23 protein-coding genes and 1 riboswitch are annotated in these 23387 nt (G+C 47.2%); of the genes, 3 read left to right on the forward strand and 20 right to left on the reverse strand.

The features are described 5' to 3' along the window. The first annotated feature begins 180 nt into the window (after nt 1-180). Entirely contained in the window at nt 181-711 is a 531-nt protein-coding gene (locus STRDD11_RS02970) for a TetR/AcrR family transcriptional regulator (protein ID WP_128835176.1), read from the forward strand. An 81-nt stretch (nt 712-792) separates the two neighbouring features. Here the strand turns inward: STRDD11_RS02970 and STRDD11_RS02975 are convergent, their stop codons facing one another. The 20 genes from STRDD11_RS02975 to STRDD11_RS03075 all read right to left on the reverse strand — a co-directional run bounded on the left by STRDD11_RS02975 (nt 793) and on the right by STRDD11_RS03075 (nt 21543). Next, complete coding sequence (locus STRDD11_RS02975) at nt 793-1116, reverse strand: hypothetical protein (protein ID WP_128835178.1); 324 nt, start codon at nt 1114-1116, stop codon at nt 793-795. Between the two features lie 287 nt (nt 1117-1403). Further along, complete coding sequence (locus STRDD11_RS02980) at nt 1404-2348, reverse strand: 3-oxoacyl-[acyl-carrier-protein] synthase III C-terminal domain-containing protein (protein ID WP_128835180.1); 945 nt, start codon at nt 2346-2348, stop codon at nt 1404-1406. A 49-nt stretch (nt 2349-2397) separates the two neighbouring features. Next, nucleotides 2398-3657: a F390 synthetase-related protein gene (locus STRDD11_RS02985; protein WP_128835182.1), complete on the reverse strand. Its 1260-nt coding sequence runs from the start codon at nt 3655-3657 to the stop codon at nt 2398-2400. Further along, nucleotides 3623-4453, reverse strand: coding sequence for an MBL fold metallo-hydrolase (locus tag STRDD11_RS02990; protein WP_128835184.1), 831 nt, complete (start codon nt 4451-4453; stop codon nt 3623-3625). Before STRDD11_RS02990 ends, STRDD11_RS02985 begins: the two co-directional genes overlap by 35 nt. Continuing rightward, nucleotides 4428-5405, reverse strand: coding sequence for an NAD-dependent epimerase/dehydratase family protein (locus tag STRDD11_RS02995; protein ID WP_164828346.1), 978 nt, complete (start codon nt 5403-5405; stop codon nt 4428-4430). Before STRDD11_RS02995 ends, STRDD11_RS02990 begins: the two co-directional genes overlap by 26 nt. A 413-nt stretch (nt 5406-5818) precedes the next feature. After that, entirely contained in the window at nt 5819-6247 is a 429-nt protein-coding gene (locus STRDD11_RS03000; protein ID WP_164828347.1) for a response regulator, read from the reverse strand. Between the two features lie 863 nt (nt 6248-7110). Further along, nucleotides 7111-7722: a 30S ribosomal protein S4 gene (gene rpsD, locus STRDD11_RS03005; protein ID WP_008810013.1), complete on the reverse strand. Its 612-nt coding sequence runs from the start codon at nt 7720-7722 to the stop codon at nt 7111-7113. A gap of 257 nt (nt 7723-7979) precedes the next feature. After that, on the reverse strand, nt 7980-8330 hold the full coding sequence (locus STRDD11_RS03015) for a VOC family protein (protein WP_128835190.1): 351 nt from the start codon (nt 8328-8330) through the stop codon (nt 7980-7982). A 250-nt stretch (nt 8331-8580) separates the two neighbouring features. Continuing rightward, a complete protein-coding gene (locus STRDD11_RS03020) occupies nt 8581-9309 on the reverse strand; it encodes an ABC transporter ATP-binding protein (protein ID WP_128835192.1) in 729 nt (242 codons plus the stop codon). Beyond that, complete coding sequence (locus tag STRDD11_RS03025; protein WP_164828348.1) at nt 9306-10313, reverse strand: ABC transporter substrate-binding protein; 1008 nt, start codon at nt 10311-10313, stop codon at nt 9306-9308. The genes STRDD11_RS03020 and STRDD11_RS03025 overlap by 4 nt, the downstream gene beginning before the upstream one ends. 43 nt (nt 10314-10356) lie before the next feature. Next, nucleotides 10357-11109, reverse strand: coding sequence for an ABC transporter permease (locus STRDD11_RS03030; protein ID WP_128835196.1), 753 nt, complete (start codon nt 11107-11109; stop codon nt 10357-10359). Beyond that, nucleotides 11072-11362 carry a thiamine-binding protein gene (locus STRDD11_RS03035; protein ID WP_128835198.1) on the reverse strand — a complete coding sequence of 97 codons (291 nt, stop codon included), beginning with the start codon at nt 11360-11362 and terminating at the stop codon, nt 11072-11074. The genes STRDD11_RS03030 and STRDD11_RS03035 overlap by 38 nt, the downstream gene beginning before the upstream one ends. Before the next feature lie 245 nt (nt 11363-11607). Continuing rightward, nucleotides 11608-11708, reverse strand: a riboswitch (TPP riboswitch). Between the two features lie 16 nt (nt 11709-11724). After that, a complete protein-coding gene (locus STRDD11_RS03040; protein WP_128835200.1) occupies nt 11725-12384 on the reverse strand; it encodes an HAD family hydrolase in 660 nt (219 codons plus the stop codon). 510 nt (nt 12385-12894) lie between these two features. Then, complete coding sequence (locus tag STRDD11_RS03045) at nt 12895-13173, reverse strand: Veg family protein (protein WP_128835202.1); 279 nt, start codon at nt 13171-13173, stop codon at nt 12895-12897. A 2-nt stretch (nt 13174-13175) separates the two neighbouring features. Beyond that, nucleotides 13176-14531 (reverse strand): replicative DNA helicase, encoded by a 1356-nt coding sequence (dnaB, locus tag STRDD11_RS03050; RefSeq protein WP_128835204.1) that lies wholly within the window; start codon nt 14529-14531, stop codon nt 13176-13178. A 27-nt stretch (nt 14532-14558) separates the two neighbouring features. Next, the gene (gene rplI, locus STRDD11_RS03055; RefSeq protein WP_128835206.1) at nt 14559-15011 is read right to left on the reverse strand and encodes a 50S ribosomal protein L9; all 453 of its coding nucleotides are present in this window, start codon (nt 15009-15011) and stop codon (nt 14559-14561) included. Continuing rightward, nucleotides 14983-17028 carry a DHH family phosphoesterase gene (locus STRDD11_RS03060; protein WP_128835208.1) on the reverse strand — a complete coding sequence of 682 codons (2046 nt, stop codon included), beginning with the start codon at nt 17026-17028 and terminating at the stop codon, nt 14983-14985. The genes rplI and STRDD11_RS03060 overlap by 29 nt, the downstream gene beginning before the upstream one ends. A gap of 298 nt (nt 17029-17326) precedes the next feature. Then, nucleotides 17327-19228: a tRNA uridine-5-carboxymethylaminomethyl(34) synthesis enzyme MnmG gene (gene mnmG / locus STRDD11_RS03065; RefSeq protein ID WP_128835210.1), complete on the reverse strand. Its 1902-nt coding sequence runs from the start codon at nt 19226-19228 to the stop codon at nt 17327-17329. Between the two features lie 145 nt (nt 19229-19373). Continuing rightward, the gene (gene mnmA / locus STRDD11_RS03070; RefSeq protein ID WP_277592697.1) at nt 19374-20519 is read right to left on the reverse strand and encodes a tRNA 2-thiouridine(34) synthase MnmA; all 1146 of its coding nucleotides are present in this window, start codon (nt 20517-20519) and stop codon (nt 19374-19376) included. 466 nt (nt 20520-20985) lie between these two features. After that, a complete protein-coding gene (locus STRDD11_RS03075; RefSeq protein ID WP_128835214.1) occupies nt 20986-21543 on the reverse strand; it encodes an aggregation-promoting factor in 558 nt (185 codons plus the stop codon). Between the two features lie 563 nt (nt 21544-22106). Here STRDD11_RS03075 and sdaAB point away from each other — a divergent pair. Together sdaAB and STRDD11_RS03085 are read left to right on the forward strand one after the other, a co-directional pair. Next, nucleotides 22107-22778, forward strand: coding sequence for an L-serine ammonia-lyase, iron-sulfur-dependent subunit beta (gene sdaAB / locus STRDD11_RS03080; protein ID WP_128835216.1), 672 nt, complete (start codon nt 22107-22109; stop codon nt 22776-22778). Between the two features lie 11 nt (nt 22779-22789). Beyond that, on the forward strand, nt 22790-23387 hold a 598-nt coding region (locus STRDD11_RS03085; RefSeq protein WP_128835376.1), incomplete at its 3' end, for an L-serine ammonia-lyase, iron-sulfur-dependent, subunit alpha.

Here is a 23387-nt window from a genome sequence, read left to right on the forward strand (position 1 = left end):
AAAATCTTCTCTGCTGAGGGCCGCTGTTAAATTTTCTGCCTTTTTAAGAGTTTCTTCTGGTACGATTTTCCTAAAAATTTGATATAATAGAAGCAGGAGACAATCATTCTAACAGCAGCGAGTCAGGCAGACGCCTCATTTGCCGCAATGGGAGAGAATGTAGTAAAAAGGAGAAGGATTATGTTTGAAAGTAATAAGCGCCAGAAGACCAAGGCCATTATCGAAAATGCCATGGTCCAGCTGCTGAAGCAGGAGTCTTTTGACCACATCACCACTGTGCAGCTGGCACAGGCTGCCGGTATCAGCCGCAGCAGTTTTTATACGCACTACAAGGATAAGTACGACATGATTGAGCGCTACCAGCAGGGGCTTTTTCATCAGTTGGAGTACATTTTCAGCCACCATCAGGAAAATATCAAGACAGCTATTATTGAAGTCTTTAAATTTTTGCAGCTGGAACCGCTTCTGGCAGCTCTTTTGACGGAAAACGGCACCAAGGAAATCCAGAATTTTCTGCGCCACAAGCTTCAGGTCATGCTGGCTGAGGACCTGCAGGACCGCTTCAGCAGCCGGATTTACAGCCAGTTTGAAAAAGAATACAGCACGGTCTACCTGACCAACGCTTTTTTCGGCGTCTGTCAGATATGGATTGCCAGAGGAAAAAAAGAAAGTCCCGAACAAATAGCCGACTTTCTTTTGAAAATGATTTAAACAAATAGAGTGGGACGACCCCCATGATGGCTGCGCCCTCACCCGCAGAGGGATGTATCTTTGGGAAGATACCGTATAAAATCAATCAGACCGAGTCTTTGATGTCGTCAGCAAGTCTTTTAGTTTGTCTTTAGGACTAGGCAACGGGCCGCAGGCTGTACTGGGGTACGGCAAGGCGACGCTGACGAAGCTTGAAGAGATTTTCGGAGAGTATAAAAGTGCCTGATGAGCTGTGCAGGGAAGATGCTGGTTGACCAAAGTCAACAGAAGCTTTCCCAGCCACTGCTTCTGGCAGTCAAACAATAGAAAAATACGAAGTTGGGTGCTGTTGTCCCAGCTTCTTTTTTTCTTGCCTGTCCTTTTTAGAGCGGCCAGCGGATACTTTTGCATCTTATACCGATTCATATCTTTATTCTCGTGTGATGGCGGACTTTAGCTTCAACAGAGCCCCGGACTGTGGGAAGTTGTGAGTAAAGGAAACGCAGTTCCCAATTTTCGTTAAGTCCAGAAGAGTGAGGCTGGGACAGGCTCCCACCGCTTTCAAGTATCAGGTCCTCCAGACTGTCAGAGCAAGCCAAGCTAACAATCGAATAAAAACAAACTAAATGACGATAAAAGACAGCGGTAGGCAGCCTCAGCTTGTACTGGAGTTACGGACGATACTGCCTTCGCTTAGTCCGTCCTTCCAGGGATTACAGCTTCATGGCCAGCATATTGACCGTCATACCGGCTGCCGTTCCCATAAGAGCGATGGTATCTCCTTCCTTGACCAAGCCGCGCTCCAAAGCATAGCAGAGAGCAAAAGGCACAGCGACGGAAACCATATTGCCATAGTCCTTTACCAAGTCAAGATACTGATGATCAGGAATCCCCAGACTGTGCATAATCATGGGCAGCGCCCGGCTGGCCTGATGAGGGATGATGTAGTCAAACTCTGCTGCACTGAGACCGCTCTTGGTCTTAAATTCCTCAAACATTTCCGGAATCTTCCTTGCAGACAGCAGCAGAATTTTTCTGCCGTTCATATCAAACATATAGTGGCTCTTAGTGCTGTCTGAATATTCCTTGGGGTGAAAAGAAGTCAGACCGCCGCGAATCTCTGTATCGTGCGCACCCTCAGACCAAGTCCGCTGCAGGCTGGCAATGACGCCTCTTTCTTCCTGCGTTGCTTCAAAAATCAAGGCTGCCGCACCGTCGCTGAATAATTCAAAACTCTCTTTCTGCTGAGGATTAAGACCGAGACTGCCGACCTCGCTGGAAACGATGAGGATACGCCTGTACTCACCGGCTTCCAGCAAATGCGACATCAGGCTCAGAGCAGAAATAAAGCTGGTACAGGTTGTATTGATGTCCATAGCCGGAATAGACAGCCCCTTCGCCACCAGCTCATGAATCAGAGCTGCCGTACAAGGAATGGGCTGAACCCCGACTGCACTGGCCGATACAAGACAGTCAATGTCTGCAATAGTCAGTCCGGCATGTTTCAAAGCCTTTTCAATAGCCTTCGCCGCCAAGTCCAGCTGGGTTTCTTCGCCTTCGGTCACTCGGTAACGGGTCTGATCCTTAAAAGTCACTGTGTTGCGCGGCAGCTGCGTGCCGTAGCCAACAATCTTAATATGATTTTTTACTGCTGTCATCTTCTTTCCTTTCTGTCAGGCGAGGGGCCCGACCCAAACAATCTCCGTTTCAAATCCGGCAGATTCTTTTTAATTTGCGGCTGCGGTCCCGCTGGTAGTCCTTAAAAATCAGCTGAGGAGCAAGAAAATCCTTATCTGCCGCTAATTGCTGGAATTGCCGAGTCAGAGCAGCCTCCCTCTCCCGGCTGCGGTGTTCAATCGCAATCACCAGCTGCCGGCTGCTGAGCTGAGCGGCCTGATATTCTCCGATGCCATCCACAAAGAGCAGGCAGCGCCGGATAAAGTCCGGAAAAACCTCTACAGGCTCTCCAGCAGCATTTTCAAAGACAAAGATATCATCCGACCGGCCCTCAATCCTGTCAATCCGAGTGAAAACTGAACCGCAGGGACAGGGGTCAGGATTTTCCACTAAAATATCATTCAGCTCATAACGATAGATAGGCTGCGAGCGGCGTTTAAAATCGGTAATCAGAGGATAAAAACGGCCTTCATCCAGATAGTTCTTCTCTACAAAGACAATGTCCTCATTGAGATGAAGCTGACCGCAGGCACAGCTGCAAGCCAGAAAACCTTCTGTCGCCTGATAGATCTGATCGATTCTGTCCAGCTCAAAAGCAGCCTCCATGGCCTGCCGATCTGCCTCCTCCAAAATCTCAGCTACTGATATGACCTTCTGCGGAGCGATGTTTAACCTGCCGGACTGCCGCAGCTTGGCCAGCTCCAGCAGCATGGAAGCCGGCGCCACCAATATGCTTGGCTGATAGGCATTGAGAAGCTCCAGATGCTGCTCAGCAGCCTGAAAGGTATCAAAATACTGCAGACGGATAAGGGCCGAATGGACCGTCTGATAAAGAGCGTTATCGGCCCGCAGAAAAAAAGCAATCCTATGGCCTAAGAGTTTTCCCGGCGGCAGCATTTTAGCTAAAACAGCAGCAGCCCACATACTGCGCTCCTGCTCACTGGTGATAAAGAGGCCCCGGTGCCCCGAAGTCCCAGAGGATAAGCCGACAGCGATTTCCCCTTTCATAGGACTGAAATCACGCGTTCGTTCGCTCTCCAGAGCCAGCTCCAAAGCTTCATCCCGGTCCATTCCCACCGTATTTAGCTGATTGAAATGCCGCATCATCAGCGCCTTATCCATGCGGAAATCTGCCGGAATCCCCTGCCTGAAATAAGGAGATTTTTCCTGCAGAAAGGCCCTATAAGCTGCCAGCTGCCTGGTCTGATAAGCCTCCAGAGCCTGCCGGCTGTCAAAGCGGCGCAGCCAGCGCATCTCAATAAAAGTTTTCAGAAAAGTTCCTGCTTGCATGTAAGACTTCCTTTACCCTCTCTGTCGGATCGTGGCTGACCAGAACCTGGTGATTGTCTGCCAAAAGCCTTCGGAGCAAAGCAACACCGGCCAGATAGTCCTGCTTGCTGTCCTGCACCAAAGACGGCAAAAGGCGCATCTGCTCTGTATAGGGCAGCAAGTCCACGCCCCAACACAGATCCGCAGCAATAAAAAGGTTGTACTCCGGCAGAAAGAGGCAGCCCTGACCAGCTGCGTGTCCATCTACCGAAGCCAGATAAATACTGCCATCGCCAAATAAGTCAACGGTCTTGCGGTAGAGAAAAGCGGCCTCCACCTGCTGGGGCTCCACTACCTCCAAGCGGCTGTCAAAATCTGCCGGCAGAAATTCCCTGAAAATCAAATCTTTGAGGCGCCTCTTCTGATAACGGTCAAAAACCGCCTGGGTGAGGATAAAGCGAGCTTTGGGAAAGAAGGCAGCCCCTCCGAGGTGGTCAGGATGCAGGTGTGACAGGATGATATAGGAAATATCATCAGGCACCAGTCCATTTTCCTGCAGCAGGAGATCAATCCGATCCCCGCTTTTCATAGTGACAGGCGTCGCCAAGCCATAGCACCAATATTTCAAAGAAGGCTTCTGAATAGCTGGGGAATAGCCAGTATCGTATAAAATATAGCCTTTGCTGCGGTGTTTAAGCAGAAAAACACCGGCCGGGAAGCTGATTTTTTTCTTAGGGACTCCCTTGAACATCCTCTGTAAATGGCTGCTGCAGCTGCCAGCAGCAAAATAATCAATTGTTTCGATAATTTTGGACATATTTCGCAATTCCTTCGCTGATTGTCAAGCGCGGCCGATAGCCTAAATCCCTTACAGCTGCTGAGATGTCCAGCGTTTGGCTGTAGCGCATCAAATAGTAGGTGTAAAGGGTCAGTGGAGGCTCTTTTTTAATCCGGAAAAAACGGTAGATGCTTTCAAAACTCTGTGCTAAGAAGGCCAGCAAACCAGCCGGCAGCTTTACATAGCGTTTACGCACCTGTAAACCTTCCAAGGCTTGGTCCAGCAAATCCTTAAAGCTATGGGGCTCACCGTTGGTAATGTTGTAAACCTGCCCATGTGCTTGAGGCATTTCCAAGGCCAGACGCACCGCCAAGGCTGCATTTTCTACACAGGTCATATCCATCAGCTGCTGCCCGTTCTTGATGAGGGGGATCGCAAATTGTTGGCTCAGTCGCAGCACCCTCGGAAAAATACTGGTGTCCCCAATACCAAAGAGGCCGCGGGGACGCAGAATAACCGACGGCACCTGAGGGTATTGAGCAATGACACGCTCAGCCTGCAGTTTGCTCTTGATGTAAAAATTCAGTTCATTTTCCTTGGGCGCATCCGTTTCCTTGATATCCAGCTGATCCCGCGCCGCCGCATAAATACTGGGAGAAGAGATGTAAACCAGACGCTTGATGCCAAAATGCCTGCAGGCTTCTAAAACCCGCTTAGTTCCCAGCACATTGGCACGGTAAAACTGCTCCCAAGGACCCCAAATAGTGGAAAGAGCCCCCGCATGAACAACAGCATCAACACCCTCACAGGCGGCAAAAATATCTTCTTCCTGACTAAAGTCACCAGCAAAGAATTCCACTGAGGGTCCCTGCAGAGCCTGACCTGCCTTCTGATTGCGGCCAAAGGCCCTTACTTCATAGCCCTGCTCGACCAGTTCTTCAATAACATATTTCCCCAAAAAGCCTGTCGCACCAGTAACAAGAACCTTCATGTCTGCTCCTTTCCTTTTATTGGCACAAATAGGCGATGGGACAGGCCCCATGATGGCTGCGCCATCGCCCGCAGAGGGAGGTGTCTTTTGTCTTTTATAAGACACCGTATAGTCTTTTAGTAGTGAAACTGCCCTCTGGGACTGTTTCAGCTAACAAAGTAATAAAAGATTAACGAAATGACGCTATCAGACTCCCTTTGACTCTTGACCCCATTATACACCATTTAGACGAAAGTGCCTGAAAAAATCTGTAAAAAAACTTTACACACTGTAACAGCCGATATAGTCTTTAGTTTGCTTTTAATAGCGGAACAGTCCGGAGGACAGTTTCAGCCTATCGCTTAAAATATAGGACGATAGGGCAGCGAGCTAACAAAGTAATAAAAAACAAACGAATTGACGATACCATCCTGTCAGAGGAGACTGCTCCCACCCTTTTGATCAATAATACGCAGCTGCCTTGCCGTGTACTCCAGACACTCCTTGACTCTCTTATCATAGTCCGCTCCGTCCTTGTCAATAAAATCCAAAGCAGACACATGGTATTGAAAGGCCAGAGGGGAGACTTCTGGCACATCCGTCATAAAAACAATAATAGCATGCGGATTGTACCTGCGAATCAGCTGAGCTACCTCAAATCCCTTGTTGCGCTCTCCCTGAATATCCAAGTCCAAAAAATAGAGATGATGAGAGGTATCCCTGCCTAAAGAAGCCTCGAATTCCATGATTTTTCCTGTTGCCAGGATACGGGCAGCCACTCCTAACTCAGCCATACCCTTCCGGATAGCCGTTTCCAGACGCACCCGGTGAACCGCACTATCCTCTAAAATTGTAATTTTCATTCTTCTTCTCCTTATACTGCACATCCTGTCGCTCCAGCAGCCCTGCTGTTTCTATCAGCCTGGGACTGGCCTTCACCTGAAAAAGCAAGTGATTCTATGCGCTCTGCCCATATTTTGAAACATCATCCCCCTTGAAAAGCTCAGATAACTAGGGTAAGCTGTTTTGGCAAACTTTGGATGATGAAGCTGAAACAGCAATTTTTCATGCTCCATTTATTTCAAACCTACATGATGTTCACTCGCTTTGCTCAAAGTCTTCCATACTGATACGGTTGCTGCAAGCTTGGCTTGCCTTACCCGCCGATGCAAAAAAGGGCCGGCTGGGCTGCAATAGCAATACCGTCATCCTCTTTCTGCTGCAGATTACTGAGATGACTTGCTATAATAAATCTATTTTAGCATAATTTTTTAACATTTTGTAGTTTGAGGATAAGCATAAGGAAAGAATCAGTTCCCCTGCTCTTCAAAAACCTCTTCAAATCAGGCCGCTTCAACAGCCCGAGACTGCAAATTCAAAAGCGAGGCAAGGAGGCTGGGGCAGACTCTCATGATAACTGCACCCTCACCCACAAACAAGTCTAGTATAAGAATCAATCTTGACCTCTTTATTCTAGTATATCCTGCTGGAAAAATCTTCACTTGCCCCCAACTGTCATTTTTTCACCCTCAAATGACACTTTTAAAAATGAGGAACAGTGACAGTCCTGTTCAATGAAAATCAAAAATGACAAGAGAAAGCAATACAGCTTCATAGAGGCTGGGCAAAAACTCTCAGTTTCAACTTTAATTTTCAAAAAAATAAGCTTTTCAAGGCAAAGAAAAAAGCCCACTGTTGCAGGCTTCTTACAATATAAAGTCTTATCTTACAGCATTTTGTTGTAGAATTCAACGACAAGTGCTTCATTGATTTCTGGGTTGATTTCGTCGCGTTCTGGCAGGCGAGTCAATGAACCTTCCAGCTTTTCAGCATCGAATGATACGAAAGCTGGACGTCCCAGAGTTGCTTCAACCGCTTCAAGGATGGCAGGTACTTTCAGTGATTTTTCACGAACAGAAATCACTTGACCTGGCGTCACGCGGTAAGATGGGATATCTACGCGCTTACCATCAACAAGGATGTGACCGTGGTTTACGAACTGACGCGCCTGACGACGGGTAGTCGCAAGACCCAGACGGTACACAACGTTATCCAAGCGGCGTTCCAAGAGAAGCATGAAGTTGAAACCAAGGATGCCTTCTTTGATTTTAGTAGCTTGCACGAACAAGTTACGGAATTGCTTTTCACCTACACCGTAAGTGAAACGAAGTTTTTGTTTTTCAGCCAACTGCAAACCGTATTCTGACAATTTGCTGCGGTTGTTTGGTCCATGCTGACCAGGTACATAGTTGCGGCGAGCCAATTCTTTACCTGTACCGGTAAGAGAAAGACCCAAACGACGGGCTTGTTTCCAAGATGGTCCTGTATAACGAGACATAAAAATGTCCTCCTCTAAATAAATGATATTTGAGGAAATAACTCTTATTCAAACCTGATTCGTGCAGGAGGTCTTCGCCCAAACAGCAAAGGTTACTCTTATAGCTGACCTTCTGTTGACGAGCTTCATTTTGAACTGCTGTTATTTCACACAAAAGCTATTGTACCACGAAAAAGGCAGAATGTAAAGAGGCAGAAAAGAAAAGTATGCGTCTCAGTTTTTGCAAAAAACCAAGCTGCCAAGCTTGATTTGATGGGTTATTCCGACCAAAAAGCCAGTTCATGGCCAGCCGGGTCTTTGAAATGAAAACGACGGCCGCCAGGAAAGTCAAACAAGGGCTGACTAATCTCTCCGCCAGCTTCCAAGACCCTTGTCATCGCCTGCTCGATATGGTCTGTATAGAGGACGATTAAAGGAGTCTGCAGCCGTGCAGAATCGACAGCCAGACCGCTGGAAACGCCGCTGTCAGCCGTATCCAGATATTCCGGCCCCCATTCCTGATACTGCCAGCCAAAAACCTGCCGATAGAAATCTCTTCCTTGACGGAACAACTCCTTGTCAGGATAAGGAAATTCTATATAATCAATCTGATTAGGAACTTTGTCCATTTGCTTCTCCTTCCAACTTTGAAAATTGTTGACACCGCCATTTTAGTATAAAAATTTTTAAAAATCAACATTCCTATCGATTCATTCTAAGAATCTATAGGCATAAAGATCAGTTGGACAGATTGAGGAGTATGCTAGTGCCAATCCAGACAGTATTTCACAGGAAAAGCAGATGTATTTTTAGATTCTGTAAGGCCGAGTGGCGCTAACAGAGATGTTAATACAGTGAGATGATTTATTCAGGCAGGTTCTAAGATTTAACCCCCAAAATCCTCAAAATTTCCTGCTTATAGGCCAGTTTCTTCAGCTCCTTGTCTTTCTGGCCAGACCAGTCCAGCTGCAGCTCCGCCACCAGCTGGCCGGGCCGGTTTTTCAGAATATAGATGCGGTCGCTGAGAGCCAGCGCCTCCTCGATACTGTGGGTGATGAGGAGGGTGGTCAGGCCCAGCTTGCAGTGAATATCCAGATACCAAGCATGCAGTTCCATCTTGGTCAGCTCATCCAGCGCGCTGAAGGCCTCATCCAGCAGGAAAAGCTTGTGGCCAAACAGATAGGTCCGCAGCAGGGCCACGCGCTGGCGCATGCCCCCGCTCAGCTCATGCGGATACTGATTCGCCACTTCATAAAGGCCAAATTCCCGCAGAATAGCCTCCGCCCGCTCAACCGCTTCTTTCTTGGCTGCCTTTTTAATCAGGAGGGGCAGCATGACATTGCCCAGAACAGTCTTATGCTCCAAAAGCAGGTCTTTTTGCAGCATATAGCTGACCCGGCCCTTGGGATTGTCCTCGCCGTCTAACATGATTCTGCCAGACTGCAGAGGCAAAATCCCGGCAATCAGATTGAAAAGTGTCGTCTTTCCCACACCGCTGGGGCCTAAAATAGCCACCACCTGACCAGTTTGGACCTCCAGACTGATATCCTTTAAAATCTGCTGCTCCTCGTAAGCATAGCTTACCTTTTCAAGTTTAATTTCTGTCATTCTTTTATAAAATCGTTGCTAAATCCTTTGTTGCTCAGGTCATTTTCGACTATTCCCTGGTCCTTGGCCCAGCTGTAAAAGGCATTCCAGCGCCCGGCCTCAAACTGCCCCCACTTGTCCTTATCAGATGCATACTGCTGGGACAGGTATTGCTGCGATTCGATGACAAAATCCCGCTTGCTTTGCAGCTCCGGTGCATTCTTTATCAGCATATCAGCCGCTTCTTCCGGATGCTCCATGGCATACTGGTAGCCCTTTTTGATAGCCTGCAGCACCTTTTTAGCTTCCTCAGGATTCTTCTTCAGGTAATCATTGTTCGCGATAATGACTGGTGAATAGTAGTCAAATTCCTTGACATAGTCCTTCATGTAGAAAAAATTGGTCTCCATGCCCTGAGACTGAGCCATAATGCCGTCCCATCCATGGTAAATCCAGGCCGCATCAAAGAGGCCATTCTCAATCGGTGTAATGGAGTTGGAGTCATTATTAGGCACCTTTTCCACCTTTTCAAAGTCCGCACCCTGACTCTCCACCAAGGTCTTGAGCATCCCCAACTCCACGGGATCGTTCCAGGTTCCGTATTTCCTGCCGACCAAGTCCTTAGGCTCGGTAATGCCGGCGGATTTTTTAGAAATAATCCCCGAAGTATTGTGCTCGACAATAGCCGCTACAGCTGTAATCTCTGCCCCCTTGTCCAATTTCTTGGCCATTGAGTCCTGAAAATAAATACCAAAAGGCGCCTTGCCGTTGATAATCAGGTCAGACGTGCTGTCCTCAGGCGGCAGCTTAATATCCACATCAACCCCTGCATCCTTGAAATAGCCTTTTTCCTTGGCCACATACAGGCCCGTATGGTTGGTATTGGGCGACCAGTCTAAGATAAAATCAATCTTTTTATCCTTGCCGGCAGACTCTGACCCTGACTGACTCTGACTGCAAGCAGCTAAGCCTAGGATAGCTAAGGCAGCTAAGCCTGCCAGTAAGCATTGATACATTTTTTTCATTATGAACCTCTTTTCTTTTTTGTAAAATAGCTGAGCAGAGCTCCTACTTCCATTTCATCACATATTTTTCACTGACATCCACCAGCTTCATACCCAGAAGGCTGATTGCCGAGACCAAGATAATAATGGCAAACATGGTGTCGTACTGAAAGAGCTTTTTTGACTGAATCATATAGACTCCCAGTCCCTCAAAACCGCCCAGCCATTCGGAAACGACCGTTGTAACAAAGGCATAGGAGACACTGACCCGCAGGCCGGCATAAAAGTAAGACAGGGAAGCCGGGATTTTAAAATGCCAAAGCAGCTGCCAGCGATTGGCCTGCATCAGCTCAAAAAGGGTCAAAATATCCCGGTCGCAGTGCCTGAAACCGTCCAGAATGCTGACGATAATCGGAAACGTCACCGTCAGGATAATGAGAACAATTTTAGGCAGAATCCCATAGCCCAGCCAAAGGACCAAAATGGGCGCCAAGGCAATGGTCGGAATGGTCTGTACCACCACCATCATGGGATAAATCAAATCATTGAGCCAGAGCAGGCTGTCCATGAGCAGCGCCAGCAGACAGGCAAGAACGACTCCTAAAACCAAACCCAGCAGCGCCACTTTTAAGGTCGCCCAGCTGTGAAAGGCAAGGAGCCCCGCATCGCGGACAAAGGCCTGCAGGATTTCCAGCGGCGTCGGCAAAATAAACTTAGGCAGCAGATGCAGCAAACCCGCCAGCTGCCAAAGGACCAAAATGCCCAGCATGCCCAATAAACTAATCTGCTGCCGCAGTATATTTTTCAAGTTTTTCATCAATGGACAAAATCTCTCCGTAATTAATTTTTACATTGGCAAAGACAGTATCTGCCTGAGCCCCAGCAATCTCCACCGCCTGCTGCAAAAGGGGGAACAACTCTTCCCACTCTCCCTCCAGAACCGTCTCAAAAGGCGTTACAAGCTGTTTAACTGGCTGCTTTTGCAGAAAATCAATCACTTCCTCAATAACCGCCAAACGGTTTTCCTGAGCTCCTAAAGGCAGTATCTGTAAAGCAATACTAGCACGCATTTCCTTACCTCCTTGTACTTATTGACATTTAGTTTCGTTTTTACATTTGAAAATCTAAGATGACACTTCCTTACAGAAATTTTATCCGCCGCATCAAAAGTTTTTTGCCAGAACAAAGCAAAACGGACGACGATTGGTTTTGATTTCCGAAGAGGATGAAAGCTGATTTTCATTGAGTATCAGATGCACGGCAGCCTGTCGTACTAAAAACACCCTTTCCAATCGGGAAAGGGTGCACAAAAAAGCTGACATCTTGCTGAATTCCTACGCTGGCATTACCCAGATCAGGTGCGGTCGAAGCTTACACTTCCTCTCAGACTGTACACAGACTCCCCTATTGAATTGTCTTTATGATAGCGCAATCATGGCAAAAAGTCAAGGTCAGAACTTTTATCTGAGCTTTGGAATTCTCCTTGGACGGCCAGCAGCGCTTCCAAAGACCAAATATTCTCCGCCTCGCTCTTGGCTAGGATAGTTGCAAAGCCCAAATCCGCCGCTGCCTCCAGATTGGCCTCAATATCATCAATAAAGACACATTCCTCAGCCTGGAGATGATATTTTTCTAAAAGCTCCAGATAGATCTCCCTGTCAGGCTTGACAGCCCCCACCTCAGAAGACAGGATATAACCCGACAGGAGGGGATAGATGGGCAGGAGCCCCGCTTTTTCAATGTGGTAAAAAATCTCGCAGGTAGTAGAGAGGATGTAAATTCGATAGCCCTGCTGAGACCAAGCCTCAATCTTCTTCTGCAGATCCTGATAGACAGCTACCACCTCATACCAGTGATAAAAGATATTTTGGACGGCAGAGGCTAGCTCCGGCGGAAGCAAAGCAGAGGCTGTCCGGCTGGCCTCCTCCAGACTCAGCTCCCCGCTGTCGGTCCTGGCCCAAAGCCCCGAGTCAAAGACTGCTTCCCTGACTCTTTCACGGTCCTCCTCATCTGCCGCAAAATAAGTCAAAATTTTGGTAGGATTCCACTCAATCAGCACATTTCCTAAATCAAACACCAAATTTTTAATCATGGCTGCCTCCCATCTTTTCCCTCAATCTTCTTAGTCTGTACCTGTCTTCATTAGTCACGTTCGGATTTCAAAGCGATAGGCTGAAACTGTCCCCCAGACAGTTTCGCTACTAAAAGCAAACCAAAAGACTATAAGAGACGATTTTGTCCTCTGTTTCTCACTATTCAAGGAAAGCAAAAGTAAGAGTAAGCATTCGTTTCCGATTAAGTCTATTATACCATTTTCAGAGCAAACCTGTTCGGAAATGAATGGCACTTCTCTCTTGCTTTCCTTGAGCAGTGATACTCGTTCTACTATAACCCCACATGTCCTTAATTCTCCCGGACTGCAGCGCAAGAAGACGCTGCTATGGTTTAAAGGGAGGTTCGAAGAGTCTGACATGCCGGCCGCTTAAGGCAAACTGATTCAAGGCAACGTTTCTGAACAAATCTACTGCAAAAAAAGAGAGGGGCGATTCATTTCCGAACGCTGGTAAGAAAAAATCCCAGAAAAAGAAATTCTGGAACTTTTTTAGTCTTCGTCAAAATAACGGATTAAATTTTTCTCCGTTAAAATGTCAGAATAAGTGTAGGACTCCACATAGGAGTTGCTGATTTCACCCGGCTGGCCGCCGTCATTGGAATACTCAACGATAAACAAAGACGGATAAACCTCAATCAGCCGGCCTTGCTTGCTTTTCTGCCGTTTACGGCCGTTTTCTAAGGTCATCTCAACAACCTGCCCCTCATGGGCTTTGATGTCCTCTTTGATTTTTTTCATCTTTGCTACATCTGTAAATGCATCACTCATCTTTATCCTTCCTCTCTTTTAGAAATACTTGAAAACTTATTGTACTCTTTCTGGAAAATCAGCTCCACCGTACCACGCGCACCGCTCCGGTTCTTCTCAATAATCACTTCCACCTTATTATTGGGAATGCCTTCTTCCTCCTCACCGGCCCGGTCATAGTAATCATCCCGGTAGAGAAAGGCGACAATATCCGCATCCTGCTCAATGGATCCCGACTCCCGAATATCTGACAGCACCGGCCGCTTGTCCTGCCGCTGCTCTACACCCCGCGACAGCTGACTGAGGGCAATCACTGGGACTTTCAGCTCCTTGGCCAAAATTTTCAGCTGACGGGAAATTTCCGAAACCTCCTGCTGGCGGTTTTCCCGGCCGGTACCAGTGATGAGCTGCAGATAGTCAATCAAAACCAGCCCCAGATTTCCGGTCTCCTGAGCCAGCTTGCGGGCCCGCGAACGAATCTCCGTAATCCGAATCCCCGGCGTATCATCAATGTAAATGCTGGCATTGGCCAGATTGGCCGTTGCAATCGTGTATTTCTGCCATTCTTCATCCGTCAGCTGACCCGTTCGGATAGAGTGAGAGTTAATCACCCCTTCCGAAGCCAGCATCCGGTCTACCAAGCTCTCCGCTCCCATTTCCAGAGAGAAGATGGCAACGGTTTTATCCAGTTTGGTCCCGATATTTTGGGCGATATTGAGGGCAAAAGCTGTCTTTCCGACAGCCGGACGGGCCGCCAAAATAATCAGCTCTTCCTCATGAAGCCCCGTCGTCATCTTATCTAGTTCCCGGTAGCCGGTCGCAATTCCCGTAATATCCGATGTCTGCTGGGAACGCGCCTCCAGATTGCCAAAGTTCAGATTTAAAATATCCCGGATATTCTTAAACCCGCTGCGGTTAGCTGTTTCACTGACATCAATCAGAGCCTTCTCCGCACCTGCAATGATCTCTTCAGACAGCCGGTCACCATCATAAGCCTGGTTGATTGACTCAGTCAGACGTGAAATCAGACGGCGCAGAATAGCCTTCTCCGCAACGATTTTGGCATAGTATTCCGCATTGGCAGAGGTCGGTACAGAATTCACAACCTCAACCAAGTAGCTGAGGCCGCCGATATTCTGCAAATCGCTCTGGCTGTCCAAAATATTGCGGACCGTTGTTGCATCGATGGCATCCCCTCGATCAGCCAAATCAATCATGGCCTTAAAAATCAGACGGTTGGCATACTTAAAAAAGTCCGCCGGTTCGATATACTCACGAACAAAGACTAACTTGCTTTCATCAATGAAAATAGCCCCCAAAACAGACTGTTCTGCCAAAATATCCTGAGGCTGGGCTCGCAGTTCATCAATCTCTGCCATAGATCGTTCCTTCCTTCACAGTCAGCCTCAGCCTTCCTTGACCCGCAAGTTAATAACACCGCTCACATCCTGATAAATCTTTACAGGGACATCAATTAAACCAAGCGAGCGAATCGGTGAATCCAGCTTGATATTGCGTTTGTCAATCTTAATCCCAAATTGCTTTTGCAGCTCTTCAGAAATCTTCTTGCTGGTGATAGAACCGAAGGTCCGGCCGTCTGGTCCGACTTTTTCTGTAAATTCGACCAGCGTTGCTTCTGCTTCCAGCTTAGCCTGAATGATTTTAGCTTCGGCCACCAGTTCAGCATGCGCCTTTTCTTCGGATTTCTGCTTGCCTCGCAGCTCACCGACCGCCTGCGCTGTAGCTTCCTTGGCCAGTTTCTTCTTAATCAGGAAATTCTGGGCATAGCCAGTCGGTACTTCCTTGATTTCTCCTTTTTTGCCCTTGCCTTTAACATCTGCTAAAAAAATGACTTTCATGTTTTTTCTCCTCATCTATCATTACTTCATCTTTGATGACTTGGTCCATAATTTCCTGATTCAGCGTCTGAACAACCTCAGCAACCGAATGCCCTTCAATCTGAGCCGCTGCTAAGTTAAAGTGACCGCCTCCGCCTAGTTTTTCCATAATCCGCTGCACATTAATCTTGCTGCGGCTGCGCGCTGAAATGGACACATAGCCCTTGGTGTTTCGGCTGACCACAAATGTTGCTTCAATCCCCGACATGGACAGCATGGTATCTGCTGCCTTGCTGATAACAACCGTGTCGTAGGTATTTTCCTCAGGCCCCGCTGCCACAATGACATTAGGCAGAATCTTCCTGCCGTTTAAAATCAGCTCATTGACGGCTCGGTATTCTTCAAAATTAGTCGCTGAAATATCCTGAATCACCACGCTGTCGCTGCCGCGGGTCCGCAGATAGCTAGCTACATCAAAGGTCCGGCTGGTCACGCGGGCCGAGAAGCCCTTGGTGTCCAGCATAATTCCCGCCATAAGAATGCTGGCCTGCATTTTGCTGAGGCGGTTTTTTTTAGAATTCTGGAACTGAATCAGCTCCGTTACCAATTCGCTGGCACTGCTGGCGCCGCTTTCGATATAGGCAATAACCGCATTTTCCGGAAAATCCTCATCCCGGCGATGGTGGTCAACAACTATGGTCTGACTGAACTGATCAAAGAATTCTTTGGATAGGGTCAGAGCCGTCTTAGAATGATCCACCATGATCAGAAGCGAGCGGCTGGTCACCATACTGGCTGCTGTCTGCAGGGGCAGTAAGTAATCAGCACCTTCCGACTCCAGCTTATGAACGGCCCGCTCAATATCCGCCGCCATCTGTGCAGGATCATAGACGACATAAGCCTGATCAATTATATTGCTGGCAAAGAGCTGCATGCCCAGCGAAGCTCCCAATGCATCCATATCCAGATTTCTATGGCCGACCACAAAGACCTGATCAACACTTTTAATCTTATCAGAAATAGCCGTCATCATAGCCCGGGTTCGGGTGCGCGTGCGTTTGACCGATGCAGCTGTTCCCCCGCCAAAATAGACTGGATTCTTTGCTTCATCGTTTTCTCTGACAACGGCTTGGTCGCCGCCGCGTACTTCAGCTAGGTTGAGATTGAGAAGGGCCGTTTTCCCGATTTCGTCATGATTGCCGTCACCATAGGAAAAGCCCATGCTGAGCGTCAGGGGCAGCTCCCGGTTTTGTGCCTCTTTCCGGAATTGATCGATAATCGAAAACTTATTTTCCATGAGCTGGTCCAAAACCGTATAGTCCGTAAAGAGATAGAAGCGATCCATGCCGACCCGGCGGTAAAACATCCGAAACTGCTCTGCAAATTCAGCCACAAAATTAGCCACAAAACTGTTGATATGGCTGATGTCCGTATCTGACACCACATCTTCCAGATCATCGTAGTTATCCACCGAGATGATGCCGATGACCGGCCGCGTAGTCACCAGACCGACCGTTGCCTCGTATTCATTGGACGCATCAAAAAAGTAAAAGACACCCGAAGCCTGATCCAAATAAACAGAGTATTTCTTGTCCCCGACAGTCGCATAATGGCCAGTATCTGAATAAGCTGTCTGCATGATATTCTGCAGTAAGTCAGCATCAAAATCTCCATCTTCCGTTGTGAAAATCAGCTCTGCATAAGGATTAAACCATTCTACATCTCCGTTTTCCTCGCTGATCTTGATCACACCGACCGGCATCTTATCCAGCAGAGAAGCCAGACTCCCTTCCGCCTGATGATTGACATAATGGATCTGCTCAATCTCATCCAGCTCAGACACTTTCTGCTGCTGGATAAAAAACAGAACCAGAAGGGCGAGCACAACAAAGAGAGCTGCCAGCATGGCAAAACTATCACCGAACAGGCGCAGACAGATAACCAATATTATAAAAGAAATGACGCCCGCCATCAGTAAATGAATAGGGGCAAAACGAAATTTTTTCATCATAGACCTCTTATTCCGCCATTTTACCATAAATCCCAGAAAAAAGCGAATTCCTCCTACTCTGAAAACGACCTCGCAAACCCTGTCACTTCTATGGCTGCATCCGCTGCTGTTTTTTTAAAAAAGCCAGCCTGAATCCCCTACTTCCACTACCGCAAATACTTTACAGTTTTGTAAAAAGAAAGCAAACATATAAATATAAATAAAAGCCAAATTCGCTTAACAATAGGATTCAGTACCTTGTTAAAACTTATAATAACTTTACAAACCTGTAAACAAAGAAAAAGGTCAGGAATGTCACTTCCTGTACCTTCTCACTTTGCAATGCTCATTGCTTTTTGGAAATGCTCCTCGTCCTGCCTTCTAAGTAAACCATAAGAATAGAAATATCAGCCGGATTGACACCAGAGATTCGGCTTGCCTGGCCAATGGTTTCTGGATTGATTTTCTTAAACTTCTGACGGGCTTCTGTCGCAATGGAATCAATGTCATCCCAGTCAATATTGGCGGGAATCCGTTTTTCTTCCATTCGCTTCATCTTATCCACCTGATCCAGAGCCTTAGAGATATACCCTTCATACTTGATTTCCGTCTCTATCAGCTCAATGACTTTCTCATCCAAATCCTCTGCTGCTGGACCGATAAAAGCAACTACATCCTGATAGGAAACTTCCGGCCGGCGCAGGAATTCCTTGGCCGTCACCGCATCTGTCAGAGGCTTAAAGCCAAGTGCTTCCACCTTAGCATTGGTTTCCTTGATTGGTTTCAGCTTGATTGTATCCAATCGTTTCATCTCATTGTCAAATTGATTTTTCTTCACTTCAAAACGGTTCCAGCGCTCATCATCTACCAAGCCAATGGCCCGTCCCATCTCTGTCAGACGCATATCTGCATTATCATGACGGAGAATCAGGCGGTACTCAGCCCGACTGGTCAAGAGACGGTAAGGCTCAACTGTTCCCTTGGTCACCAAATCATCGATCATAACGCCGATATAGCCGTCGCTGCGCTTGAGAATGAGCTCTGGCTTGCCTTGAATTTTCAAAGCCGCGTTAATTCCTGCGATAATTCCCTGACCAGCTGCTTCTTCATATCCTGAAGTACCATTGGTCTGCCCAGCTGTGAAAAGACCGGAAATCTTCTTGGTTTCCAAAGTTGCCCGCAGCTGATGAGGCAGAACCATGTCATACTCAATGGCATAGCCGGTTCGCATCATCTCCGCCTTTTCCAACCCCTTAATCGAATGAACCAAGTCCTTCTGCACATCTTCCGGCAGGCTGGTTGACAGCCCCTGTACATAGACTTCCTCTGTATTGCGGCCTTCTGGCTCCAAGAAAAGCTGATGGCGCTCCTTATCGGCAAAGCGGACAATCTTATCCTCAATAGACGGGCAGTAGCGCGGCCCCACACCCTTGACAACACCTGTAAACATAGGAGCCCGATGAAGATTATTCTGGATAATCTCATGGCTTTCCGCATTGGTGTAAGTCAGCCAGCAAGGAACCTGATCTTTAAGGTAATCTTCATCCCGAGAAGTATAGGAAAAATGATTGGCTTTTTCATCGCCTGGCTGAATTTCTGTCACATCATAATTGATTGACGATGCCTTTACACGAGGCGGTGTCCCTGTCTTGAAACGCCCGATTTCAAGGCCTAAATCACGTAAATTATCTGCCAAGGCAATCGAAGCCAGACTGTGGTTGGGACCAGAAGAATATTTGAGGTCTCCGATGATAATTTCGCCTCGCAGAGCCGTACCCGTTGTGACAATGACAGCCTGAGCAGCATATTTCTGATGTGTTGCGGTCTTAACCCCAACCACCTGACCGTCCTCTACCAAAATTTCATCAATCATGGTTTGGCGCAGGGTCAGATTTTCCTGATTTTCAACTGTCTTGCGCATTTCTTTGGAGTAAAGTTCCTTGTCAGCCTGAGCCCGCAGAGCGCGAACCGCCGGTCCCTTGCCTGTATTGAGCATCTTCATCTGAATATAAGTCTTGTCAATATTCTTAGCCATTTCGCCGCCCAGAGCATCCACCTCCCGAACAACAATTCCCTTGGCAGAACCGCCGATAGATGGATTGCAGGGCATAAAGGCCAGCATCTCAATATTAATGGTCGCAAGCAGCACCTTGCAGCCCATGCGGCTGGCAGCCAAGGATGCTTCCACTCCCGCATGACCGGCACCAATGACGATAATATCATAATGTTCAGTAAACTTGTGTGTCATATTCTTTCCTTATAGTATTCCATTTTCTTCACCAAAAAAGGCCAAGTCACGAGAAGTGCAGGACAAAAAGCCTGCAGCATCCATGAGCTTTGACCATCATAGGTATCGCTAAATCTATTCTAGCAGATTGAGAGAAATTGTCAATCTAAATGTACTGTAACAGCTTCTCATCTTTATAGGCCCTGTCAATCAATCCGCCACCCAAGCATTCTTGACCATCATAGAAGACGACTGCCTGTCCAGGCGTCACAGCCCGCTGCGGCTGCTCAAAGTTTACAGTAGCCTTGTCACCCTTGACAATTACTGTCACCTTAGAATCCGGCTGACGGTAGCGAAATTTAGCCGTGCATTCCATTGTAAACTCTTCTGGCATTTCTCTTGTAAAATGCACCTGACTGGCGTCAAGGCTGGTTGACATCAGGTTGTCATGGTAAAAACCTTGGCCGACATAGAGAATATTCTGACTTAAATCTTTACCAACCACAAACCAAGGCTCGTTGTCACCGCCATGCTGGCCCCCGATACCAAGACCGCCCCGCTGCCCTATCGTATAATACATCAGTCCAGCGTGCTGGCCCATATCTCGGCCATCTAAGGTCATCATCCTTCCAGTTTGTGCTGGCAAATACTGGCCGAGGAATTCCTTGAAATTTTTCTCTCCAATAAAGCAGATGCCTGTCGAATCTTTCTTTTTAGCTGTTGCCAGACCGGCTTTCTCAGCAATAGCCCGCACTTCTGGCTTCTCCAAATGTCCCAATGGAAACATCGTTTTTTGCAGCTGCTCCTGTGACAGCTGACTGAGAAAGTAAGTCTGGTCTTTATTCTCGTCACGGCCCCGCAGCATGTGAACAGTCCCGTCCTCATCCCGCTTGACCTGAGCATAGTGGCCTGTAGCCACATAGTCAGCACCCAAAGTCATGGCATAGTCAAGGAATGCTTTAAACTTTATCTCCTTATTACACATCACGTCTGGATTAGGGGTGCGTCCAGCCCGGTATTCTGCCAAAAAGTATTCAAAAACGCGATTCCAATACTCTTTTTCAAAGTTGACAGAGTAGTAAGGAATGCCAATCTGATCTGCAACAGCTGCTACATCTTTGTAGTCTTCGGTCGCCGTGCAGACACCAAATTCGTCTGTGTCGTCCCAGTTTTTCATGAAGATGCCAATCACATCATACCCCTGCTCCTTTAAGAGCAGAGCGGTTACTGATGAATCCACACCGCCACTCATGCCGACAACGACACGGGTTTTAGAGTTATCACTCATTGTGTTCTCCCATCTTTTCGTTATGTCACGATTGAAGGTCGTGCTGTGCTTTCAACGATTGAAGGTCGCTTGAGCAAGGTCTATTATAGCACGAAAAAATATGAAGAACAAACAAAGACAATCCTGCCCCTGTCCTACTCAATGAAAATTGAAATCAAAGCAGGCAGTCAGACGCAGGAAACTGCCCCGCTCTCAAATCGAAGCTGACAATGTATGGATTTAAAAGATAAAAACTGCAGCAGTCTTTCTTTGGCAGAGGTCGCTGCCCTCAATCAACTGTCAATATAGTTTACAGGACTGTCAAACAAAAAGAGGCTGAGACAAAAGTCTTTCAGTCTCGCTTTGTTTTGGTAAAAAACTTTTGGCGCGGTAGCTGATTGGACTTTTTGTTCGTCTTTTAGACTCCAAAAAGCTCCTAATCATCCTCGCGGGGCTGGGACGACGAACTAAATTTTTAAAAATTTAGTTCTGTCCCACCGCCTCCTTTTCTTTAATACCAGCCGTTTGCCAGCCAGAAATCCTTGGCAGCAGTCCATGATCCATAACGATTGACCACATATTCATTTGCTGCCTTTTCTTGATTTGCTTCAGATAAATCACCGTTCAAATAAGTAATCGTCAGCTGATAACGCCCATAGTATTGGCCATTCTGTGCTGTATAGCTTCCGCCGGATTCCTTTTGGGCAATCCATTCTTTGGCTTCGGCATCTTGGGCATTCAAACCAGAACTCGCATCTGCTGCACTGCTTCCCATCTCAGAGGCCGCTGTTGCTGTCGGAGTTTCTGCTGCAGGGGCTGCTGCTGTTTCAGCCGAGTCAAGCTCCAAGACCTGCCCAACTGCAATCAAATTGATATCGCTGAGTTTATTCTTAGCAGCAATAGCATCAACAGTCGTATGGTGACTGCTGGCAATAGCCGAAAGAGTATCGCCGGACTTTACAGTGTAGCTGTCTGCACTGACAGCATTCGGCAGCAGAAAGGCCGCGCCAGCTGCCAAACTAAACAGCCCGCCCTTTATCAGTTTCTTCTTTTTTAAATGTGCATTCATGATTGAATTCTCCTTTTCTGTGATGTTTCTATCTTAAGCTTTCATCATTACAGATTTTTATTGCTTGGGTTAAATACATTACAGCAGTGTGTAGGAGAGAATAAGAAGGACATGTATTTACTTGTTTTAAGCCTGCTTTAAGTAAATGAGGCAAAAAACCGCTCTTACTTAATAACAGTTCTGTTCAGAAACGAATGATTCCTATTTTTTTGCTTTCATTGGAGAGCAAAGAACAGCTTGATTGTCTAAAACATGTGATGTTCTCTTGAAAGCGATGATACAGAAGCAGCAGTCGCTGTGGTCAAGCTAAATTTAGCTTTTCTAAACTTAGGAGGCAAAGGAAAGACCCTCGGTCTTTTCCTTTAGCAATGATAGGGCGGACTTGGTTGCTTATAGGCCGGCCGCTTAAGGCCAACTGACTCAACATACGGTTTCCGAATAAGTCTAATCAAAAAAGCTTTAACCCTTGTGCTTCCCATATCATACTTTTTCTAACTTAAAAATCAGCAGAAAGCCCTTAACTTTGTTATAATAAACTAAGAAGATAAGATGAAGGAGTTGCTATGAGTTCATTAAGATTTCAATCCGTTTTTGACATTATCGGACCAGTGATGATTGGACCGTCAAGCAGTCACACAGCCGGTGCTGTTCGTATTGGGAAAATTGTTTCCTCCATTTTTAATGATGAGCCGACTGAAGTTGAATTTCAGCTGTTTAATTCTTTCGCCAAGACTTACCGGGGACATGGGACTGACTTAGCACTGGTGGCCGGCATTCTGGGTATGGATACAGACGACCCTGATATCCCCAATAGTCTGGAAATTGCCCACAAGCGCGGTATCAAGATTGTCTGGACCATTCAAAAAGACAGCAATGCCCCACATCCGAATACAACCAAGATTACCGTCAAAAATGACCGCAAAACCATCAGTGTAACTGGAGTTTCTATCGGCGGTGGCAATATCCAAGTAACCGAGCTTAACGGCTTTTCTGTTTCTCTCAGCATGAATACGCCCACTATTATCATTGTTCATCAAGACGTACCGGGAATGATTGCCCATGTGACCGAGGCCCTTTCCCGCTACGATATTAACATCGCTCAGATGAATGTCACTCGGGAACAAGCAGGGGAAAAAGCTATTATGATTATTGAGGTTGACAGCCGCAACTGCGAAGAGGCTATCAAAGAAATTCAAAACATTCCACACCTGCATAATGTCAATTTCTTTAAATAAGAGGAGCGCATATGTTTTATTCCATCAAAGAATTAGTAGAACAGGCCGATTTAGATTTTCAGGGCAATGTTGCCGAGCTGATGATTGCTACTGAATATGAGCTGACCGGCAGAGAAAGAGACGAAGTTCTGAGACTGATGACGCGAAATCTGGAAGTCATGAAAGCCTCCGTCCTACTCGGCCTGGATGAAAGTAAATCGCGCAGCGGACTGACCGGTGGCGACGCTGCTAAATTGCATCGCTATATTCAATCAGGAAAATCGCTGTCAGACTATACCATTCTGACTGCTGCTAAAAACGCCATTGCCGTCAATGAGCATAATGCTAAAATGGGGCTGGTCTGTGCCACCCCTACCGCAGGAAGTGCCGGCTGTCTGCCAGCTGTCCTCACCTCAGCCATTGAAAAGTTAGATCTGGATGAGAGCCAACAGCTCGATTTCTTACTATCCGCCGGAGCCTTTGGACTCGTCATCGCCAACAACGCTTCCATTTCGGGAGCAGAAGGCGGCTGTCAGGCTGAAGTCGGTTCAGCTTCTGCCATGAGCGCAGCAGCCTTAGTGCTGGCAGCCGGAGGCAGTCCTTACCAAGCCAGCCAGGCCATCTGTTTTG

Source organism: Streptococcus sp. DD11, assembly GCF_001578865.1.
In the GTDB taxonomy this organism is placed as follows: domain Bacteria; phylum Bacillota; class Bacilli; order Lactobacillales; family Streptococcaceae; genus Streptococcus; species Streptococcus panodentis.

Bases quoted from the DNA above. Each gene is read 5' to 3' on its own strand.
- STRDD11_RS02970 (WP_128835176.1), top strand. From the start codon at position 181: ATGTTTGAAAGTAATAAGCGCCAGAAGACCAAGGCCATTATCGAAAAT.
- STRDD11_RS02975 (WP_128835178.1), bottom strand. From the start codon at position 1,116: ATGAATCGGTATAAGATGCAAAAGTATCCGCTGGCCGCTCTAAAAAGG.
- STRDD11_RS02980 (WP_128835180.1), bottom strand. From the start codon at position 2,348: ATGACAGCAGTAAAAAATCATATTAAGATTGTTGGCTACGGCACGCAG.
- STRDD11_RS02985 (WP_128835182.1), bottom strand. From the start codon at position 3,657: ATGCAAGCAGGAACTTTTCTGAAAACTTTTATTGAGATGCGCTGGCTG.
- STRDD11_RS02990 (WP_128835184.1), bottom strand. From the start codon at position 4,453: ATGTCCAAAATTATCGAAACAATTGATTATTTTGCTGCTGGCAGCTGC.
- STRDD11_RS02995 (WP_164828346.1), bottom strand. From the start codon at position 5,405: ATGAAGGTTCTTGTTACTGGTGCGACAGGCTTTTTGGGGAAATATGTT.
- STRDD11_RS03000 (WP_164828347.1), bottom strand. From the start codon at position 6,247: ATGAAAATTACAATTTTAGAGGATAGTGCGGTTCACCGGGTGCGTCTG.
- rpsD (WP_008810013.1), bottom strand. From the start codon at position 7,722: ATGTCTCGTTATACAGGACCATCTTGGAAACAAGCCCGTCGTTTGGGT.
- STRDD11_RS03015 (WP_128835190.1), bottom strand. From the start codon at position 8,330: ATGGACAAAGTTCCTAATCAGATTGATTATATAGAATTTCCTTATCCT.
- STRDD11_RS03020 (WP_128835192.1), bottom strand. From the start codon at position 9,309: ATGACAGAAATTAAACTTGAAAAGGTAAGCTATGCTTACGAGGAGCAG.
- STRDD11_RS03025 (WP_164828348.1), bottom strand. From the start codon at position 10,313: ATGAAAAAAATGTATCAATGCTTACTGGCAGGCTTAGCTGCCTTAGCT.
- STRDD11_RS03030 (WP_128835196.1), bottom strand. From the start codon at position 11,109: ATGAAAAACTTGAAAAATATACTGCGGCAGCAGATTAGTTTATTGGGC.
- STRDD11_RS03035 (WP_128835198.1), bottom strand. From the start codon at position 11,362: ATGCGTGCTAGTATTGCTTTACAGATACTGCCTTTAGGAGCTCAGGAA.
- STRDD11_RS03040 (WP_128835200.1), bottom strand. From the start codon at position 12,384: ATGATTAAAAATTTGGTGTTTGATTTAGGAAATGTGCTGATTGAGTGG.
- STRDD11_RS03045 (WP_128835202.1), bottom strand. From the start codon at position 13,173: ATGAGTGATGCATTTACAGATGTAGCAAAGATGAAAAAAATCAAAGAG.
- dnaB (WP_128835204.1), bottom strand. From the start codon at position 14,531: ATGGCAGAGATTGATGAACTGCGAGCCCAGCCTCAGGATATTTTGGCA.
- rplI (WP_128835206.1), bottom strand. From the start codon at position 15,011: ATGAAAGTCATTTTTTTAGCAGATGTTAAAGGCAAGGGCAAAAAAGGA.
- STRDD11_RS03060 (WP_128835208.1), bottom strand. From the start codon at position 17,028: ATGGTAAAATGGCGGAATAAGAGGTCTATGATGAAAAAATTTCGTTTT.
- mnmG (WP_128835210.1), bottom strand. From the start codon at position 19,228: ATGACACACAAGTTTACTGAACATTATGATATTATCGTCATTGGTGCC.
- STRDD11_RS03075 (WP_128835214.1), bottom strand. From the start codon at position 21,543: ATGAATGCACATTTAAAAAAGAAGAAACTGATAAAGGGCGGGCTGTTT.
- sdaAB (WP_128835216.1), top strand. From the start codon at position 22,107: ATGAGTTCATTAAGATTTCAATCCGTTTTTGACATTATCGGACCAGTG.